The sequence below is a fragment of the Paracoccus methylarcula genome (genome assembly GCF_003007735.2).
Lineage (GTDB): Bacteria > Pseudomonadota > Alphaproteobacteria > Rhodobacterales > Rhodobacteraceae > Paracoccus > Paracoccus methylarcula.
The window spans coordinates 119955-135307 of record NZ_PXNQ02000009.1 but is presented as its reverse complement, the minus strand read 5'-3'; the positions used below and the strand labels follow the sequence as shown (position 1 = coordinate 135307).

15 protein-coding genes are annotated in these 15353 nt (G+C 63.7%); 3 read left to right on the top strand and 12 right to left on the bottom strand.

All coding sequences use genetic code 11. The annotated features are described in order from the left end of the window. The first annotated feature begins 177 nt into the window (after nt 1-177). Nucleotides 178-789 (top strand): PAS domain-containing protein, encoded by a 612-nt coding sequence (locus tag A7A09_RS14975; RefSeq protein WP_106692146.1) that lies wholly within the window; start codon nt 178-180, stop codon nt 787-789. Nucleotides 790-806: 17 nt separating this feature from the next. On the opposite strand, the gene A7A09_RS14970 is transcribed toward A7A09_RS14975, so the two are convergent. The 5 genes from A7A09_RS14970 to A7A09_RS14950 form a co-directional block, all read right to left on the bottom strand. After that, complete coding sequence (locus tag A7A09_RS14970; RefSeq protein WP_170167123.1) at nt 807-1784, bottom strand: GNAT family N-acetyltransferase; 978 nt, start codon at nt 1782-1784, stop codon at nt 807-809. A 4-nt stretch (nt 1785-1788) separates the two neighbouring features. Further along, nucleotides 1789-2958 carry a ribonuclease D gene (rnd, locus tag A7A09_RS14965; RefSeq protein ID WP_106692217.1) on the bottom strand — a complete coding sequence of 390 codons (1170 nt, stop codon included), beginning with the start codon at nt 2956-2958 and terminating at the stop codon, nt 1789-1791. Nucleotides 2959-3095: 137 nt separating this feature from the next. Further along, nucleotides 3096-3845, bottom strand: a complete 750-nt coding sequence (gene tpiA, locus A7A09_RS14960) for a triose-phosphate isomerase (RefSeq protein WP_106692216.1) — start codon at nt 3843-3845, stop codon at nt 3096-3098. 96 nt (nt 3846-3941) lie between these two features. Next, on the bottom strand, nt 3942-4313 hold the full coding sequence (locus tag A7A09_RS14955) for a HesB/IscA family protein (protein WP_106692144.1): 372 nt from the start codon (nt 4311-4313) through the stop codon (nt 3942-3944). 181 nt (nt 4314-4494) lie between these two features. Next, nucleotides 4495-4851 (bottom strand): SUF system Fe-S cluster assembly protein, encoded by a 357-nt coding sequence (locus tag A7A09_RS14950; RefSeq protein WP_106692143.1) that lies wholly within the window; start codon nt 4849-4851, stop codon nt 4495-4497. A gap of 127 nt (nt 4852-4978) precedes the next feature. Between A7A09_RS14950 and tgt the strand changes: the two genes are divergently transcribed. After that, entirely contained in the window at nt 4979-6109 is a 1131-nt protein-coding gene (gene tgt / locus A7A09_RS14945; protein ID WP_106692142.1) for a tRNA guanosine(34) transglycosylase Tgt, read from the top strand. Nucleotides 6110-6154: 45 nt separating this feature from the next. On the opposite strand, the gene A7A09_RS14940 is transcribed toward tgt, so the two are convergent. After that, a complete protein-coding gene (locus tag A7A09_RS14940; protein WP_106692141.1) occupies nt 6155-7012 on the bottom strand; it encodes a DUF2189 domain-containing protein in 858 nt (285 codons plus the stop codon). Nucleotides 7013-7253: 241 nt separating this feature from the next. Between A7A09_RS14940 and A7A09_RS14935 the strand changes: the two genes are divergently transcribed. Next, nucleotides 7254-8192: a nucleoside hydrolase gene (locus tag A7A09_RS14935; RefSeq protein WP_106692140.1), complete on the top strand. Its 939-nt coding sequence runs from the start codon at nt 7254-7256 to the stop codon at nt 8190-8192. Here the strand turns inward: A7A09_RS14935 and A7A09_RS14930 are convergent. The 6 genes from A7A09_RS14930 to uppS all read right to left on the bottom strand — a co-directional run bounded on the left by A7A09_RS14930 (nt 8189) and on the right by uppS (nt 15350). Further along, the gene (locus A7A09_RS14930; RefSeq protein ID WP_106692139.1) at nt 8189-8866 is read right to left on the bottom strand and encodes an OmpH/Skp family outer membrane protein; all 678 of its coding nucleotides are present in this window, start codon (nt 8864-8866) and stop codon (nt 8189-8191) included. The two genes, A7A09_RS14935 and A7A09_RS14930, sit on opposite strands and share 4 nt — an antisense overlap. Next, a complete protein-coding gene (gene bamA / locus A7A09_RS14925; protein ID WP_106692138.1) occupies nt 8866-11175 on the bottom strand; it encodes an outer membrane protein assembly factor BamA in 2310 nt (769 codons plus the stop codon). The genes A7A09_RS14930 and bamA overlap by 1 nt, the downstream gene beginning before the upstream one ends. Before the next feature lie 103 nt (nt 11176-11278). After that, nucleotides 11279-12610, bottom strand: coding sequence for an RIP metalloprotease RseP (rseP, locus tag A7A09_RS14920; RefSeq protein ID WP_106692137.1), 1332 nt, complete (start codon nt 12608-12610; stop codon nt 11279-11281). Next, a complete protein-coding gene (dxr, locus tag A7A09_RS14915) occupies nt 12607-13764 on the bottom strand; it encodes a 1-deoxy-D-xylulose-5-phosphate reductoisomerase (RefSeq protein WP_106692136.1) in 1158 nt (385 codons plus the stop codon). Before dxr ends, rseP begins: the two co-directional genes overlap by 4 nt. 3 nt (nt 13765-13767) lie before the next feature. Next, the gene (locus tag A7A09_RS14910; RefSeq protein ID WP_106692135.1) at nt 13768-14616 is read right to left on the bottom strand and encodes a phosphatidate cytidylyltransferase; all 849 of its coding nucleotides are present in this window, start codon (nt 14614-14616) and stop codon (nt 13768-13770) included. Then, complete coding sequence (uppS, locus tag A7A09_RS14905; RefSeq protein WP_106692134.1) at nt 14613-15350, bottom strand: polyprenyl diphosphate synthase; 738 nt, start codon at nt 15348-15350, stop codon at nt 14613-14615. The genes A7A09_RS14910 and uppS overlap by 4 nt, the downstream gene beginning before the upstream one ends. Nucleotides 15351-15353 lie beyond the last annotated feature (3 nt).

The window sequence follows — 15353 nt, the reverse complement described above, 5'->3', positions numbered from 1 at the left end:
GTCAAGCCCGGATCCGGTCGGAACAGGTCCGGATCGCGCCTTAACCATCTGTTAGGAAATGACTCGGCGGCGGCAGGTCATGGCCGTAACCTGATGATGTGATTGCGGAACGTGGAACGCGGTATCGGGCCACCCGCATATCATGACGCATATTGTGACCTACCGGACAGATTCGACGTGGAAAAACAGACGAACAGGTATCGCATTACGCAGACCGGCAACATCCTGTATATCGTGGATTCCAAGCGGCCCAGTGCCGGCTGCATCATGGCGGAGATGCGCGAATACTGGCAAGGGCTACGCCGCAATGGATCGGTCCCCCTGCGCGCGGATGTCTCGGCGGATGCCATATCCAGGGTGCTGGACTATGCCTTCCTGGTCGAGCGGCTGGCCCCGGGAATGGCCCGCTTCCGGCTGGTGGGGCAGCATCTGGTCGATCTGATGGGGATGGAACTGCGCGGGATGCCGCTTTGCTCGCTGATCAATCGCGTGTCGCGCAAGCGGGTGTCCGAGGTGACGGAAACCGTGTTCCGCGCACCGCAGATCGCAGAGATGCAACTCTCCTCCCAATCCGTCCCCGGATCTTCGGGAATACGAGGGAACATGCTGCTCCTGCCGCTGAAATCCGATCTCGACGATGTGACCCGGGCGCTTGGTTGCCTGGTTTCACAGGGAACCGTCGGCGTCAGGCCGCAGCGCTTCGACCTGGACGGGACGAAATTCACACCGGTCATCCCTGGCGGAGAGATCCTGCAACCGTCCTTTCCAGCCGATCCAGACCCGCCGTAACCGCCTGTTTCACAGGGTCAGTGGCTGCGCCGCCAGCGATAGATACCGGCTGGCGCCGCAGCCTCGCGGCCAAGCGATGGACAAGCTATGTCCTCGACGCGCTGGAATCCCAGGTTGCGCAGGATCCGGGCGGATGCGGGATTGTCGTCGAATACCTCGGCCTGCAATTCGGGCGGATCGAAGCGCAACAGATATTCATTCACGAATGCGCTGACGGCCTCTTGCCCCAGCCCATTTCCGGCCAGGGACGGGTCGAGGAAATAAACGATCGAGGGCACATCGCCGGGCAGCATCCCGACCGATCCCGCCACCCGGCCCTGATGGCGAATCACCAGCCGCATCGGGGGCACGAGAGCCTCCTTGGTGAAGATCGGCGCAACTTCCTGCAAGCTCATGTCCGGGGCAAAGCGCAGCAGCATACGGGCAACCTCGGGGCGGGTCACGATGCGGTGCAGGTCGGCCAGGTCACTGGGCCGGAACCCGTCGATTCTCAGACGCGGGGTATCCAGCGCAATCCCATGCCGCGCCGCGAAATCCGCCCGCGCCAGATGCAGCGAGGTGGCGGGCAGTTCCTTCGCCAGGGCGCGCGACCAGGCGGTGACCTGCCCTTTCGCGCGAAACCCCAACCGCGACAACAGCATTTCCGAGCGATGATTGCCATTCAGGTAAACCGCGTCGATCCCCTCTGACCCGGCCAGAAAACAGCGGCTGAGTCCCAACACGGCGGCGCGCAGGGCAATGCCCTGGCGCTGGAAACGCGATGCGATCCAGATGCCGAAACTGTCGGCGACACGCAGCATTCCCGCCAACTCGCCATCGACGCGAATCGCATATTCCTCCGCACCCGCCTCGGCGACGAACTGGGCCGCATCGCCGAACTCGTAGGGCTGCGGGATCGAGGTCAGCCAGCGGCTCATCTCGGGATTTCGCATCGCCTCGACGATCGCATCGCAATCTTCGGGATAGACGCGGCCCAGGCTGATCCGTTCACGCATGCTGTCAACCCGCCGGGACGACACGAACCTGGCCATTGCCGGCCGAGAGCGCGATTTCGCCCGTGGCCAGCCGCAATGCATCCTGCCCGAACACTTCCGCCCGCCAGCCCTTCAACGCGGGCAAGTCCCGCTCTCCGGTGGCGATCGCATCGAGATCCGAAGAAGAGGCGATCAGCTTGGGCGCAACCCCAGCCTCATCCGCCTTGGCCTTCAACAGCACGCGCAAGAGATCGGACAGCGCCGCATTTCCCGGCTTGCCGGGGGTTTCCTTCCTGGGCTGCGGCAATTCGCGCGCCTCAAGCCCCGCCTTCACCGCCGCCAGTATCCCTGCGGCGATATCGCCTTTGCGCGCCTCGCGCAGCAAGAGCCGGGATCGCCCCAGATCGCTTTCGCTGGCCGGCTTGGTCGAGGCAAGCTCGATCATCGCGTCATCCTTGAACACGCGCGACCGGGGGATATCGCGCTCTTGCGCATAGGTTTCGCGGAACCGGGCCAATTCGCGCAGAAGCGCCAGGAAGCGCGGTGAATTGGTGCGCGTTCGCACCTTCTGCCAGGCATCTTCCGGGCGGGTGATATAGGTCTCGGGGTCTTCGAGAACAGCGATCTCCTCGGCCAGCCAGCTTTCCCGGTGGTTCCGGGCAAGCTCCCCTGACAGGAATTCGTAGATGACCCGCAAATGGGTCACATCGGCCAAGGCATAGGATTTCTGCGCATCCGATAGCGGCCTGCGCGACCAATCGGTAAAGCGCGAGGATTTGTCCAGGCTGGCATGGGCGATCTTGCGCACCAGCGTCTCGTATCCGACCTGTTCGCCGAAACCGCATACCATGGCCGCGACCTGAGTGTCGAAAAGCGGTTCGGGAAACAGTTCCGCATCATGGAAGAAGATTTCCAGATCCTGGCGCGCGGCGTGGAACACCTTCACCGTGGATTTGTGGCGGAACAGGTCATAAAGCGGTTCCAGCGACAACCCCTCGGCCAGGGGATCGACCAGAACGGCCTCGCCCCCCGGTTCCTTCGCGGTCGAGGCGGGCGGAATGGCCAATTGGATCAGGCAGAGTTTCGACCAATAAGTCCGTTCACGCAGGAATTCGGTATCGACGGTGACATAGGGGGCGGATTTCGCGATCTCGACAAAGCGGGCAAGATCCTCGGTACGGGTAATCGTGTTGATTTGCTGGCTCATTTGGCTCTTTCTGAACTGGGCGGTTCGTCCGCCAACAGCGCAGACATACGCCCAAGCGAACCGGATGGAAAGGGCTCGCCCGCCCTTCCCCGCCATCGCTTCCGGGCAAAAGCCCGAAAATCCGCCTATCGGGCCGCTTCCAGCGCCGAAATGATCGCTCCGAAATCCGCGGCTTTCAGGCTGGCGCCGCCGACCAGCGCACCATCCACATGCGGGAGGGCAAAGATCTCGGCGGCATTCGCGGGCTTGACGCTGCCGCCATAGAGCAGCCGCGCCTCGTCCGCATCACCGACGCGGTCCTGTATCCGCTCGCGCATGAAGGCGTGAACCTCGGCAATCTGCGCTTCGGTCGGGGTGCGGCCGGTTCCGATGGCCCAGACAGGCTCATAGGCGATGACGGTATTGGCCGCGCTCGCCCCCTCGGGCAACGATCCCGCGAGTTGCGCTCCGATCACGGCAAGCGTCTCGCCCGCATCGCGCTGCGCCTCGGTTTCGCCCACGCAGATGATCGCGGTCAGCTCCGCGCCATGCGCCGCCGCCGCCTTGGCCGCCACATCGGCATCCGTCTCGCCATGATCGGCGCGGCGCTCGGAATGGCCGAGGATCACATAGGTCGCGCCGGCATCCTTCAATTGCGAGGCCGAAATATCCCCGGTATGCGCCCCCGACGCATTGGCATGGCAATCCTGCCCGCCCACCGCCGTCGCATGGGCCCCCAAGCGCGCCTTCATCGGATGGATCAATAGTGCCGGAGGGCAGATCAGCACCTCGCAGCCGGGCTCCGGATGCGCTTCACGCAACAGATCCAGCTCTGCCAGCGCGGCGAGATCGCCATTCATCTTCCAGTTTCCTGCGGCCAGTTTACGCGGCGCCATCATCATCCTCCTGATCCGTTGCAGGCCACGGATTAAGAGGAACGGCACCGGGGTGCAATCATGATAGCGCCGCAACCGGCCCCTGGCCGGGCGGGATCAGGGCTGGGCGCGGCTGCCTTCCAGCGGCTCGAACCGCACCGATTCACCGCAGCCGCAGCTATCGGTGACATTCGGATTGCGGAACCGGAAACCCGATTCCAGCAGCCCGGTCTCGTAATCGATCTCGGTCCCGAACAGGAACATCTGCGCCATCGGGGCAATCATCACCCGCGCCGCACCCTGCTCGATCACTTCTTCGTTCGCCTCGGGCGTCTCGGCCAGTTCCATCGTGTATTCCATCCCCGCGCAGCCGCCCTTTTTCAGCCCGATGCGCAGGCCATAAGCCTGTTTGCCGGCCATCAGCCGGGCAATCTGCCGCTCTGCCGCGGGGGTCATGGTCACCGGAGATGCGCCGGGAATCCCAAACATGATCGAACCTTCCTGTCTCGCTGCCCTGAAAGATAAGGCCTCGCCCGCCTCGTCTCAAGGTGTGACCAGCTCTGGCTGCTTCTTCTTCAGGAAAATATCCTCGGGGGGGAGACGCCCATCGGGCGTCCGGGGGGGCAGACAGCCCCCCGCCATCGCCGCCACCGGGCGGCAAGGGCGCGTTCTACATGAAGCCCAGTTCCAGCCGCGCCTCGTCCGACATCATGTCCATGCCCCATTGCGGCTGGAAGGTCATCTCGACATCGACCTGTTTCACGCCCGGCAAGGGTTCGACCGCGTCGGCGACCCATCCCGGCATCTCTCCCGCCACCGGGCAACCGGGCGCGGTGAGCGTCATGATTACCCGAACCGCGTTCGTGTCACTGATGTCGATCGTGTAGATCAACCCCAGGTCATAGATATTCACCGGGATCTCGGGGTCGTAGACGGTCTTGCACGCCTCGACCACGGATTCGTAAAGCGGGTGATCTGTGCTCGAGGGCGCGATCAGCGGAGCCCCTTCCATCATCGGTTCGGTCATAACGCGTTCCTGTCCATTTCACTCGATTATATAGGGCATGGGGTGGCATCGGTCCAGCCCGGGCCAGATTGCCTTTGCGGGCCAAAGCGGCTAAGGGCGGGCGGTTCCAGACAAAGCAGACCCGATCATGTCCGACCGCTTTTCCTTTACGCTGAATGCCCGCGACGGCCACGCCCGCAGCGGCATCATCCATACGCCAAGGGGCGAGATCCGCACCCCCGCCTTCATGCCCGTGGGCACCGCCGCGACGGTCAAGGCGATGCTGCCGGAATCGGTGCGCGAAACCGGGGCCGACATCCTGCTGGGCAATACCTATCACCTGATGCTGCGCCCCGGCGCCGAGCGTGTCGCGCGCTTGGGCGGGCTGCATGACTTCATGAACTGGCAACGGCCGATCCTGACCGACTCGGGCGGCTTCCAGGTCATGAGCCTCGGCCCCTTGCGCAAGCTGACCGAGGAAGGCGTCACCTTCGCCAGCCATATCGATGGCTCGCGCCATGTGCTGACGCCCGAGCGCAGCATGGAGATCCAGAACCTCCTGGGCTCGGATATCGTGATGGCCTTCGACGAATGCCCCGCCCTGCCCGCCACCCCAGAGGATGTGGCCCGGTCCATGCGCCTGTCGATGCGTTGGGCGCAACGGTCGCGCGACGCTTTCGGAGACCGCCCCGGTCACGCGCTCTTCGGCATCATGCAGGGCGGCGTGACCCGCGAATTGCGCGAGGAATCGGCACAGGCCCTGACCGGGATCGGTTTCGACGGCTATGCCATCGGCGGGCTGGCCGTCGGTGAGGGACAGGAGGCGATGTTCGGCGTGCTCGACTATGCCCCCGGTCTCCTGCCCAAGGACAAGCCGCGCTACCTGATGGGGGTGGGCAAGCCCGACGATATCGTCGGCGCGGTTCAGCGCGGGGTGGACATGATGGATTGCGTGCTGCCCTCGCGCTCGGGACGGACCGGGCAGGCATGGACGCGGCGCGGTCAGATCAATATCAAGAATGCCCGCCACCAGGACGATCCGCGCCCGCTGGACGAGAATTGCTCATGCCCGGCCTGCCGCAGCTATTCCCGCGCCTATCTGCATCACGTGTTCCGGGCCGGAGAGATGATCTCGGGCATGCTCTTGACCTGGCATAACCTGCATTACTACCAGGAACTCATGGCTGGGCTGCGCGATGCCATCGCCGAAGGGCGGCTGGACGATTTCGTCGCCGGATTTCACGCGATGCGGGCCGGGGGCGATATTCCGCCATTGTGAACACCGCCCCTCGGGTCAATTACGCAGGATCAGGCACGCGGTCTCTCAGACCACCGCCTTGCGATAGAGATACCATGTGGCATGCCCCAGGATGGGCAGCACGACGCTCAGCCCCAGCAATAAGGGCAGTGATCCGATCACCAGCGACACCGCCACGATCAGCCCCCAGGCCATGGTCGTGACCGGGTTGGCGATCACCACCCGCACCGAGGTCATGACGGCGGTCACCACGCCGACATTACGCTCCAGCAGCAGGGGGAAGGACACGATAACCGTCATCAGCACCAGAAGGGCAAAGACAAAGCCCACCGCCGTTCCCACGATCATCATCGTCCAGCCCGCTCCGGTGCCGAACACGTCAGCCAGGAAGGAGCCGATGCTTTCCGGTGGCCATGTGCCGATGGTCAGCAGATAGATGACATGGGCAAGCCCCAGCCAGGCCGCGAAGATCGCGAAGCATATCACGGCAAGCACGACGATCGCCCCGATCCCGGGGGATCGGATAACCTCGAAAATGGCGAACCAGTTGGTTTCTTCCCCCGCTTCTCGGCGCCTGCTCATTTCATACATGCCGACCGACGCGACCGGCCCAAGCAGGGCAAAGCCCGAGATCAGCGGAACGACAAGGTGAAACAGGCTGCCCTGGAATGCCATGAAGGCCAGGCAAACGCCTATGATCGGGTAAAGCGTGCAAACGGTGATCACGTCGGAACGAAAAGTCTTGAAATCGTCATAGCCTTGCGCGAGCGCGTCGCGCAGGTCACCCATGGTCAATGTCCGGATGATCGGCTTCGATTCCTCCTTGTCGCCCCCGATGGTTCGTATCATGACACCGAAATGGGAAAACGTGGCAATCACATGGCGCGCCACCCATGAGGCCGGGTTTCCGATTGTATGGTCCATGTTCAAGTCTCCCTTATGCGCTGCGTCTAGGCATCGGGAATGCGCGGCACAGGCATATCTCACACCTAGGCACTTATAGTGTAACAGAAAATCGGGCATTCGGGGATCACGTTTTCTGTAATGTCCTCGGCAACCGCGCAGGGACGGAGTTCCGTGGACGGCCGGATTTCACCGGAATCCGGTTTTCCGGTTGCACCTCTTCGCATCGCCGCGCAGAACTTGTTGAAAGCGAGGGATAATCATGACGCAGAAAATCATCATCGATACCGATCCCGGACAGGACGACGCCGTCGCGATCCTGCTTGCATTGGCCAGTCCCGAACTGGAGGTGCTGGGCATCACCGCTGTCGCCGGAAATGTGCCGTTACCGCTGACCGAGGTGAACGCGCGCAAGATCGTTGAGCTGGCCGGACGGCATGACGTGCCGGTTCACGCGGGTTGCGAGGTGCCGATCAAGCGCAAGCTGGTCACGGCAGAGCATGTACATGGCAAGACCGGCCTTGACGGGATCGAACTGCCCGCGCCCTCGATCCCGCTGCAATCCCTGCATGCGGTCGATTTCATCATCGAGACCCTGCGGCAGCATCCCGAGGGCAGCGTCACGCTGGTGCCGATCGGGCCGCTGACCAATATCGCCACCGCCTTCGAGCGCGCGCCCGACATCATCCCCCGCGTGAAACGGATCGTGTTGATGGGCGGCGCCTATTTCGAGGTCGGCAACATCACCCCGGCGGCGGAGTTCAATATCTATGTCGATCCCGAGGCCGCACAGGCGGTCTTCGCCTCGGGCGTGCCCCTGGTCGTGCTGCCGCTGGACGCCACGCATGAGGCGCTGACCTCGCGTGATTGGGTCGATGCGATGCGCGCCCTGCCCAACCGGTGCGGTCCTGCCGTCGCCAGTTGGACCGATTTCTTCGAACGCTTCGACCGCGAGAAATACGGCAGCGAGGGCGCACCGCTGCATGATCCCTGCACCATCGCGTGGCTGATCCGCCCCGAATTGTTCGAGGGACGGGAAATCAATGTCGAGATCGAAACGCAGGGCGAATTCACTACCGGCATGACCGTCGCGGATTGGTGGCGTGTCAGTGACCGCCCCGCGAATGCGCTGTTCATCCGGCACCTGGACCGCGACGGGCTGTTCGCCCTGCTCGGCGAAAGGATCGCACAGCTTCCCTAATCGCCGCTGTCACCCTGTTCCGGCACCTCATCGCCGGTTGCCGCTGCGGGGCCTTCGCCGATGCGCTTGTCCAGTTCGGCGATCAGTTCCTCGGTAATGTCGATGGCGCTCAACGAGACGAACACGGTTCGCCGGTCGAGCACGACAACCGCACCACGGCGCTGCATCACCTCTCCCATGATCGGCAATGCCGCCTGAAAGAAATTGTTGCGTTCGGCATCGTTCCGGGCGCTCAACTCTTGCACGATCTGCGCCCGTTCCCGGCGGATCTCGGTGGCGCGGGCATCGAATGCCTCGGCAAGCTTTCGGAACTCCGCCGGATCCGTCGTCTCGCGCTTGCGGGTCAGTTCCGCCTCCTCGTCAGAGAGTTGCTGCGCGAGCCGCTCGTTTTCGGCCTCGATCTTGCCGCCTTCCTCTTCCAGCTCCGCCTTCGCGCGCTGTCCCCATGCCGATCCGGCAAACAGCTGTTCCTGGTCCACGGTCAGAACCGGCGCGCCCATATCCTGCGGAATCTCGCCCCCCGTCTCGATGGTTCGATTGGGCAGTTGCTCGGCACTCGGCGGCTCGGTGGGTGCGAGGTCATCCGTCAGTTCCTGCGCCGAAACGGCGGATCCGGCGATCAGGCAGGCACAAGCCAGCCAGACCGCCGCGATCATGCGAAGAAGGCGTGGCATCAGAACCTTGTCGAGATGGTCAGATCGAAGCTCTGTTCCTCGTCATAGTCTTCCTTGCGCAGCGCCTTGGAAAAGTTGAAACGCAGAGGTCCGATCGGTGTTGTCCAGAAAATCGAGGCGCCGACGGCGGCACGCACATACATGTCGTCATCAACGACATTACCGTCAGTGCCCACGGTATTGTCGAGCCCCCAGATCGAGCCGACATCGGCAAAGAGACCGCCGGTGATGCCATATTCCTCGGGCAGGCCAAGGGGGAACTGCGCCTCGGCGCGCGCGGCCCAGTAATAGTTGCCGCCCAGGCCATCCTCGTTAGGCGCGGCCAGGTCACGCGGGCCGATTCCGTTGGGCTCGAACCCGCGAATCTTGTTGCCGCCCCGGAAACGGTCGAGGATCCATGTCTCGTAATCGCCATAGGCGTGAACGGCACCCGCCTCGATCTCGGCCCGCAGGGTCACCTCTTCGCGCCAAGCATTGCTCTCGATCCCGGCCAAAGCGGTGGTGGTGACGCTTTTCACATCGCCGCCAGCCCCTGCAAAGTCCTGCGAGAATTCCAGCTTGTAGCTGGTCAGCGGGTCAAGCCCGGTGATCCTGGTGTCCCATCTATAGGTATAGCCGAATCCCGAGCTCAGCCGTGCCCCGCCTTCCGCTTCATCCATCAGGATCTGGGAACTTCCCTCATCCACATTGTCCAGCTTTTCCTCGGACAGGCGATAGCGCAGTTCCAGTCGGCCATTCGCCGAAACCGGAAACTCGATCGAAGGCGCGATGCCGATGGAACGGGTATCGTAATCCGAATTGAGGTTTTCGGTCTCGTTATACCAGGTATTGAACCGGAAACGCAGGTCACGGCCCAGGAAATAGGGCTCGACGAAGTTGAACGAAGCCTGCCGGTCATCCTTGGCCGTCGCGATGCTCAGACCGACGGTCTGGCCACGTCCCAGGAAATTCGACTCGGTCAGCGATGCGTTCAGCCCGACGCCGGAATTGACGCCATAGGACGCACCGAAGGAAAGCGAGCCCGTCGGCTGCTCTTCCACGTTCACATCGACGACGACCTGTTCTTCGCTGGTTCCCGGCCGGCTATCAACCTGCGCATCGGAGAAATAACCCAATGCACGGATACGCTCGGCCGCGTTGCGGATTTCGCGCGGGTTGAACGGGTCGCCTTCGACCGTCGTGAACTGGCGGCGGATCACCTCGTCCCGCGTCGTCGTGTTGCCCTCGATATCGATCCGCTCGACGAAGACGCGCGGGCCGCGGGTCAGGGCAAAGACCAGATCAAGCGTCTGGTTCGAGGGATTGCGCGTCACCCTCGGCTCGATATTGACGAAGTTCAGCCCTTGCTGGATCGCCACGGTCTCCATCCGGCGGATGGTGTTGTCGATGGCGGCCGGGTTGTAGTAATCGCCGCGCCCGACCCGGTTCTGTGCCGCGAAGGCCGAGGCATCAACGCCCGGGATCTCGGACACCGTATCGATGCGGGCAAAGCGGTAACGCGGACCTTCCTGGATATTGAAGGTGATGTAGAACGCGTCGCGTTCGCGGGTGATCTCGGACGCGATCCCCTGCACCTTGAAATCGGCGTAACCGCGCGACCGGTAGAAATCGGTCAGCAGGCTCTCGTCCAGCGGGATACGTTCGGGGGCGAAAGTGTCGCGGCGAATGAGCGTGCGCAGGATACCGGCCTGCTTGGTTTGCAGAACCTGGCGCAAGCGGCGATCCGAATAGGCCCGGTTGCCCGAGAAACTGATCCGCTCGATCTCGGTCAGGTCGCCTTCGCGGATCTCGAAGACCAGATCGACGCGATTGTCGCTGCGGCGGATGATCTTGGGATCGACACGCGCCGCGAGCCGCCCCTCCGTCGCATAGGCCTGCGCGATGTTCGAGGCGTCGGTCAGGGCCTGCGACGGCTCATAGACCCTACGCGACTGGCTTTGCACGACCTGCGCAAGCTGATCGTCCTTGATCCGGCGATTGCCCTCGAAGCTGATCTGGTTGATGGTCGGGTATTCGCTGACCCTGATGACCAGAACCCCGCCCTGCGGATCCACCTCGACCGTCTCGAACAGGCCGGAATTCTGCAAACGCTGCAACGCGTCGTTCAACTCTCCCGCCGAAACGTCCTGGCCGCGCGCGATATTGGCATAGGACAGCACCGTGGCCGGATCGACCCTTTGCGTCCCTTCGATCCGCACATCGTTGAAGACATAAGCCGCAGCGGGTTGCGGCACCAACAGCCCCGCAGGGACCGAGATCGTCAGAGCCGTCACCAGCGCGACTGCGCCCTTGCTCAGTTTCCGTGTCATTGCCGCCCCTCTATTTTCCAGCCTGCATCTGCGCCTGCCGACGCCTTCTTTTGGTCCTTTCTCTAGCCCTAACCGGGGTAGGCTGTCAAAAGCGCATCGCGTTTCAGGGACAGAAAAGATCGTTTGTGAGGCCGAAAATCATCAAGCTCAATACCGCGGCCATCCCGAATGCGGTCAAAAGGTTCAGCACCCGGTCCGAAGGCGGACGTCCCGTCACGGCCTCGAAGGCATAGAACATCAGATGTCCGCCATCCAGAACGGGGATCGGCAGCAGATTCAGGAACCCGATCGCGGCTGACAGCACCGCGATCCACCACAGGAAGCTTTCCGCCCCCGCGCTGGCGGCCTGCCCGGTGCTTTCGGCGATCGAGATCGCGCCGCCGAGGTTGCAGCTTCCGATCTGGCCGGTGATCATCGCCCATAGTCCCGTAAGCGACGAGGCGATGATGTCCCAAGTCTGCGAGACCCCCAGCCACAAGGCCTCCAGCGGTCCCGCCCGGCGGGTCGCGGGCTCGAAATAGCTCGTGCCGCCGGTGACACCGATCAGCCAGCGCTTCTCGAAACCGCCACCCGCTGAGGGAATGTCCTGCTCCTTGGGCACCAGGCTGTAACTGGCCGTTCCGTCATTCTGCCGCCAGACTTCGAGCAGCAGGGGCTGACCCTGGGCTGCGGCCACGATCTCCGGCATCTGGGAAAAGCGCAAGATCGGGCGGCCGTCGATGCTGAGGATCACATCCCCCGCCTTCAGCCCCGCATCGGCGGCAGCACTGCGGGGCGCCACGCCGGTGATCCTCGCGGGCATCGGATCGGGGCCGGTCACGATGATCTCGGCACCGTCACGCTCCACCCGCCAGTCATGCTGCTCCGCGATGGGCAGGTCCTCGGCCATGCGCGACATGTCCCGCCAGTTTTCGACCGGCAGCCCGCCGATCGCGAGCACCCGGTCCCCCGGCTGCAATTCATTCACGACCTGCGGTGGCGCGGCTGCGATCTCTCCCAGCCTGACCTCCTGCGTCGGCAACCCCTGCACCAGCGCGAAACCGCCAAAGATCAGGATCGACAGGATGAAGTTGAACACCGGCCCGGCCAGCAAGGTCGAGAACCGCGCCCAAAGCGGGGCGCCGGTCAAGGTCTGCCGCTTCAGCGCGGGATCGACCTCCAGCCCGGTTCCGGCGCTGGCGGCATTGGCGTCACCCAGGAAACGGACATAGCCGCCCAGGGGAATTGCCGCGATCTGCCAGACGGTTCCCCGCCGGTCGCGGCGTGCGATCAGCCGGGGGCCGAAGCCGACCGAGAACACCTCGGCCCGGATGCCGGACCACCGGCCGATGATGTAATGGCCGTATTCATGCACGGTCACGATCACGGCCAGCGCGACGACAAAGGCGGCAAGCGTCCAAAGGGTTCCCCCGAATTGCGGGATCAGATCAGTCATGCTGCGGCCTCCTGCCGGGCGATGCGGTCCCAATGCAGGACCATGTCCAGATCGGCGGGCGGATCGGCAAAACCCGCCTGCCCCGACAGCGTCTCTAGCACAGCCTCGACCCGGGGTGCCATTTGCACGAAGCCGATCCGGTTGGCGATGAAATCGTCAAGTGCCTGTTCCTTGGCCGCGTTGAACACCGCCCCGGCCATGCCGCCCGCCGCCATGACCTCGCGCGCAAGGCGCAGGGCGGGCCAGCGGGTTTCGTCCGGCTCGCGGAAGGTCAGGCTGCCGGTCTTGGCCAGGTCCAGCGCGGCGACCGGAAGCGGCGCGCGTTCGGGCCAGTTGAGCGCATAGCCGATGGCATGGCGCATATCCGGCGCGCCCAGATGGGCGATGGTTCCGCCATCGACATGGGTCACCATCGCGTGAATGATCGATTCCGGGTGGAGCAGGACCTTGATCCGCTCCGCTTCCAGATCGAAAAACTCATGCGTTTCGATGACTTCCATGGCCTTGTTGAACATCGAGGCGCTGTCGATGGTGATCCGTTGTCCCATCGCCCAATTCGGATGGGTCGAGGCCTCGGCCACGGTCGCCGCCGCCAGCCGCTCCAGCGGCCAGTCGCGAAACGCCCCGCCCGACGCGGTGATGGTCACATGTTTGACGCTATCGCGGCTTTCCGAGCCAAGAGCCTGGAAAATCGCGGAATGCTCCGAGTCCACCGGCAGGATCTTGGTGCCGTTCCGATCTGCCGCTGCGCGCATCAACGGCCCCGCGCAGACCAGCGATTCCTTGTTCGCCAGCGCCAGCACGCCACCCTGGGCCAGCGCGGTCAGGCCCGGCGCCAGCCCTGCCGCGCCAACGATGGCCGACAGGACCCAATCCGCCGGACGCGCCGCCGCCTCGACCAGAGCCGCAGGTCCGGCGGCAGCCTCGACGCCGCTGCCTTCCAGCCGTGCACGCAGATCGTCCAGCAATTCCTCATGCGCCGTCACCGCGATCTCGGCCCGCATCTCCCGCGCGCTGCTGGCGAGCCGTTCGATATTCCGCCCGGCAGTCAGCGCAACGACATGGAACGCCTCCGCTCCGCCTGCCCGACGGATCAGGTCAATCCCATTGGTTCCGACCGATCCGGTCGCTCCGAAAATCGAAATACGTCGCATGTCTCAGTTAACCGCCGGTAGACTGGTCAGAATCCCCAGCAACATCGTTGCAAGAACCGCCCCTGTCACAGCATCGAACCGGTCCATGAAACCACCATGCCCCGGGATCAGGTTCGAGCTGTCCTTGACGCCCGCCCGTCGCTTGAGCCAGCTTTCGGCGATATCGCCCATCTGGCCCGCAAAGCAAACCAGCGGCGAACACCAGATCAGTGCCGCGTCGCCCCAATTTGCCAACCACAGGACCGTGCCAAAAATCAGCGCGCCGATCCAGCCGGAAATCGTGCCGGACCAGGTTTTCTTGGGGCTGAGCGCGGGCCAGAATTTCGGTCCGCCGATGATCCGGCCGCAGAAATAGCCCGCCGTGTCAGAGATGATCACGATCCCCATCAGCCACAGCACGAAGCCCAGCCCGAACTCTTCGCGAAAGCCGACAAGACCATAGGCAACCAGCAGGATCGCGATGCCGAAGACCGCATAGGTCCAGCGGTCGCGCGCCAATGCGCCGGGCAGGCCGGCAAGGATCGGCACGGCCAGCAGCAGCCATGCCAGCGGATGCAGGATCATCAGCGCGGCGAATTGCGACAAACCGGCGATCACGGCCAACGCGATGGGGCGCCATCGGCCGAAACCTGCGTGGAAGCGCGGATACCGCCAGCCGGTCATCGCCGCCAGTTCCCAGAAAGTGATCGCCGAGATCACCGCCATGCCCAAACGCAACCAGACGCCCGAGGCGGTCACCAGCAGCAGCCCGATTGCCAGCAACACCAATGTCGAGGCGATACGCCTTGAAAGATCGGCCCATTTACCCGGAGGGACAGGGGTTTTCGGTGCTATCGGCCCCTTGCTTGTCATGCGCCCCCGAAACGACGCTCGCGCATGCCGAAACGCTCGAGAATGGTCCCAAGATGCTCGGGCGTGAAATCCGGCCACATCGTCGGGGTGAATTCGTATTCCGCATAAGCGGCCTGCCATGGCAGGAAATTCGAGGTCCGCGTCTCGCCCGATGTGCGGATCACCAGGTCCGGGTCGGGTTGGCCAGCGGTATCCAGGCATCCCGCCAGATCGTCCTCGCCCGCCTCCGCCAGTTCGCCACGCGCGATCTTTTGCGCCAGCCGCCCTGCCGCTCGGGTGAGTTCGTCCCGCCCGCCGTAATTGATCGCCACGGTCAGGTTCAGCCGCGTATTGCCCGCAGTGCGCGCCTCGATCGAGGACATCAGCGCCCGCAGCTTTGGATCCAGCCGTTCGCGCCCGCCGATGAAGCGCATCCGCACGCCCTCGGCGGACATGCCCTCGGCCTCGCGCTCGATATAGCGGCGGAAGATCTTCATCAGCCCGAGCACTTCCTCGGTCGAGCGTTTCCAGTTCTCGGTCGAGAAGGCATAGATGGTCAGCCAGTTCACCCCGAGATCGGGACAGGCGCGGACGATCTGCTTGACGCGCTCGGCGCCGCGGCGATGACCGACCAGCCGCGGCCAGCCGCGTTCGGTCGCCCAACGGCCATTTCCGTCCATGATGATGGCAACATGACGCGGGCGTTGTTCTACGCCACCCGTCGCGGTCAGGGCTTGTGCAGGTCCGGCGGCCATGAT